This is a genomic window from Moorena sp. SIO2C4, from assembly GCF_010672485.1.
GTDB lineage: Bacteria > Cyanobacteriota > Cyanobacteriia > Cyanobacteriales > Coleofasciculaceae > Moorena > Moorena producens.
Genome location: NZ_JAAHGN010000853.1, coordinates 1 through 3392 on the forward strand (window position 1 = coordinate 1; position 3392 = coordinate 3392).

Sequence of the window (3392 nt, forward strand, 5' to 3'; positions counted from 1 at the left end):
TGTCGCAGGTTTTTACTGTCGGAGCAGCACTTGTCGGGGGGATGCCTATTCGGTAAGGCGATTGATAAAGGACTCGACAATGCAATAGATACTGGTAAAGTATACGGGTCAGCTAATGTCTATGTGGCTGACCTTTCTGCTGTGCCCTTGCCCCGGATTAGTACGCAGATGACAGCTTATTTGATTGGTTTCCATGTGGCGAAGAGGATATGTGTGGGGAATGGGGAATCGGGAGTCGGGAGTCGGGAGCGGTGCGACCCGTGGCGAATTTAATTCGCCTACGGAAAGCGCACCGAGGGAGTCGGGAATTAAATATCTGATCGACATGATATAATCCCAGAAATTGGGCGCGAGTTAATTGCTAAGCCAGAAAAGACCGATGGATTAATTCTAGGTATCGAGGGATATCTATAACACTATTTTGTTAGGTGGCTCCATACTTGGCATCACTTCAGAGGATGCCAGCTAATCTCTTATTGTCTATAAAAATTGCTAATAATCCTGAGTAGCCAAGTCATTGTTTCCTTTAAATCAATAACTAATAATGAATAATTCTCAATTTATAGATATGCTAATTAAAGTTCTTAATGCAGCAATAGAACAAGTTAAAGAAGTAAGGTATGCTCTTGGTAGTGATGTTTCTGCTCAGGATTATAAATCTATTGGGTCATTTGGTGATGGGTATCAAAAAATTAATGCTCAGAATCTAGAAACTGACACTGGAACTTCCAAATTTAATCAACAAATAACAAAGACTGGCACTGATAAAGAAGGAATAGATGAGGTAGGTCCAGATCCAGGGAGTATGCCACCAGGTTTAGAAGCTTCTTCTAGACTTAGAATGCAAAACTGTTAGTCACAAAAACTTCAAAGATAGCTATACCTAGAGTTCATACCTCAAATAAACTAACTTAACTAGAAATAATGTCCAAAATTTTTCCTAGCAAGGGTTTTGGGCATTATTTAGTATGAATAAATTTAGCATAACAGGTACGAAAGAGTCGTTTTCACATAGGAATTATAGATCCACGAAATTTATGGTTCTCACATCTTTATTAGGGCTATGGTAGTTACTTATTTTATACCTATCCGATGCTTAAAAATACATAATCTAGATAAATAAATTTGAATTAGCTAGCATTGGAGTCAGCAATTCAACACTCCCATCGCCTAATAACTATTCCACGTTTTTCTGAATAAGCAGGTGCACAAAATTAATTACCCATTTTAAAAAAAACAAAGCCTTACACTGTAAGGCTTACAGAGATTGGTAGTAGGAAATTAATTTTGTTTAGGTGCTTAGATAACCATTGACAGTAAACAGTAAACCCTCAACCCTCAAGAAACTCCGGAATCACTGGTGGCAACATTTAAGATACAGTTAATAAACAATCTGGAAACTGTAACGGTAAAATTATATTATCCTCTGCCATAATTACCTGACTTTGATACCCTTGCTCAGTCGGTTATCGAAAAACATGCAATTGACGATTAGTTAAATAAATTACCCAATAATCAGCAATCTCCGCCTCTGCATAATGGTTAGCTTTCAGTTCACAATCCCTCCTCAAGTTAGTATCGGCAACTTCAATAATTAAATAAATTTATGATGGTGTGGGATCATGGTCTAGGTATTGCAGTTCATCTGGTATAACTACGGCTATATCTGGTTGGAGTTCGGAGTAATTACTTAACTGAATTGGTAATTGTGTTTGAGCTAACCCTTGCTCTCATAAACGATTATCCAACAATCGGCAAGTGATCCGAATTCCAGTAGCATGGGGAGGGGTGCATCTCACGTTTACAATTAGGTAAAAATTTCAGTTAAAATTCCCACACTCCGATGGCGAAATGGGGAGATTTTTATGGTTATTTCTGAATACTAGCACTATACATTAAGGTTAGGAGATTGATATATAGCGTTTATCATAGCTATGATGTACAGAGATTTTTTCTCCTTATTACCTATTCCCTGCTCCCTTATTCCTGCTCCCGACTCCCTCGGTGCGCTTTCCGTAGGCGAATTAAATTCGCCACGGGTCGCACCGCTCCCTACTCCCTCGGTGCGCTTTCCGTAGGCGAATTAAATTCGCCACGGGTCGCACCGCTCCCTACTCCCTGAACTATAACCTATAGCAACACTCAATGCTCGTTCTAAATCCAGCAAAAAAATCGTTAACTTTTCTGCTTCGTATTGCCACACCGCGACATAATTAGCCATACCAAGGAGATAGGTTTCACTGTAATAGTCTGGCAATTTCCGAATCGTTGATAAGGGCAAATCGATCATAGTGGGTAGCCGCTCAACCGGAATGGCGCAGGCGTCTCCCCCGGGAGTTTTAACGATGATCAAAAATTCGCCAACATTTGATAAATCAATAGGGGATTTTGTGACAGCAGCGGTTTCCCCTAAACCTTGACTTATCGGTAGCTTAGCTTTGGTAGGTTTGACCAGTATTGGTTTTAAAGGCAGCAGCGTCAAGGTTCGATTGTCTAGATGAATTAGTCTGTTATCCCTGCTACTCTCCCTAATGTTGCTGGGAAAATCCCTAACGTTTAAGACCACTGTCATTGGTAATGCTAACCAATACTTAGCGATTTTAAAGACAATAACTCTAATTTTTTTCATATCCCTACTCCGTAAGCTATCAGCTATCAGCTATCAGTTATCAGCTATCAGTTATTATTTATCAGTTATCAGTTATCAGCTATCAGTTATTATTTATCAGTTATCAGCTATCAGTTATTATTTATCAGTTATCAGCTATCAGTTATCAGTTATCAGCTATCAGTTATCAGGTTTCAGCTTTCAGCTTATGGGTTAGGTCACAGGCTAGAAGCCTGTGCCACGCTACTTGAGGTGATTTTGAATAAAACAGGTAAGCATTCGTTTGATCAGAGTTACGGAAAGCTGACCGCTGACCCCTGACGGCTGACCGCTGACCGCTTACTATTAAATTATCCCAAATGAAGTTTATTTTAAGCATTAGGCTGACCACTGACCGCTGACCGCTGACCACTGACCGCTGACCACTGACCGCTGACCGCTGACTACTGAATGCTGAGGTTTATTTTAAGCATTAGGCTGACCACTGACCGCTGACCGCTGACCGCTGACGGCTTTATTAATTGTTGCTAAAATATCTTCGTCTAAATACGGTTTAGTCAAATAAGCTATAGCTCCGAGTTCGGTAGCAAGTTTTTTGTATTTATCCTGACTACGGGAGGTGAGCATAATAATAGGAATATCAGCTAAAGCTGGCTCTTGATGACTAAGACTCAAAAACTCAAGACCGTTTAACCGTGGCATTTCTAAATCACAGATAATCAGATCAATACCACTACTTCTGCGCAATAGTTCTATAGCCTCCCAACCATCTTTAGCTTGCACA

The 3392-nt window shown here is 40.1% G+C and carries 7 protein-coding genes; 3 read left to right on the forward strand and 4 right to left on the reverse strand.

Annotated elements, in window-relative coordinates; translation table 11 throughout:
• Nucleotides 1-273 (forward strand): GMC oxidoreductase (locus tag F6K20_RS30250; RefSeq protein ID WP_287297174.1); only part of this gene is annotated, 273 nt, incomplete at its 5' end.
• A 271-nt stretch (nt 274-544) separates the two neighbouring features.
• Complete coding sequence (locus F6K20_RS30255; protein WP_008187623.1) at nt 545-856, forward strand: hypothetical protein; 312 nt, start codon at nt 545-547, stop codon at nt 854-856.
• Nucleotides 857-1466: 610 nt separating this feature from the next.
• On the opposite strand, the gene F6K20_RS40215 is transcribed toward F6K20_RS30255, so the two are convergent.
• The gene (locus tag F6K20_RS40215; protein WP_081431881.1) at nt 1467-1604 is read right to left on the reverse strand and encodes a Uma2 family endonuclease; all 138 of its coding nucleotides are present in this window, start codon (nt 1602-1604) and stop codon (nt 1467-1469) included.
• A gap of 330 nt (nt 1605-1934) precedes the next feature.
• On the opposite strand from F6K20_RS40215, the gene F6K20_RS30260 reads away from it, so the two are divergent.
• A complete protein-coding gene (locus F6K20_RS30260; protein WP_154659871.1) occupies nt 1935-2078 on the forward strand; it encodes a hypothetical protein in 144 nt (47 codons plus the stop codon).
• A 5-nt stretch (nt 2079-2083) separates the two neighbouring features.
• Here F6K20_RS30260 and F6K20_RS30265 read toward each other — a convergent pair whose 3' ends face one another.
• From F6K20_RS30265 to F6K20_RS30275, 3 genes are all read right to left on the reverse strand, one after another.
• Entirely contained in the window at nt 2084-2629 is a 546-nt protein-coding gene (locus tag F6K20_RS30265; protein ID WP_154659870.1) for a hypothetical protein, read from the reverse strand.
• A 166-nt stretch (nt 2630-2795) separates the two neighbouring features.
• Nucleotides 2796-3020, reverse strand: coding sequence for a hypothetical protein (locus tag F6K20_RS30270; protein ID WP_081473260.1), 225 nt, complete (start codon nt 3018-3020; stop codon nt 2796-2798).
• A gap of 53 nt (nt 3021-3073) precedes the next feature.
• On the reverse strand, nt 3074-3392 hold a 319-nt coding region (locus F6K20_RS30275; RefSeq protein WP_287297176.1), incomplete at its 5' end, for a response regulator.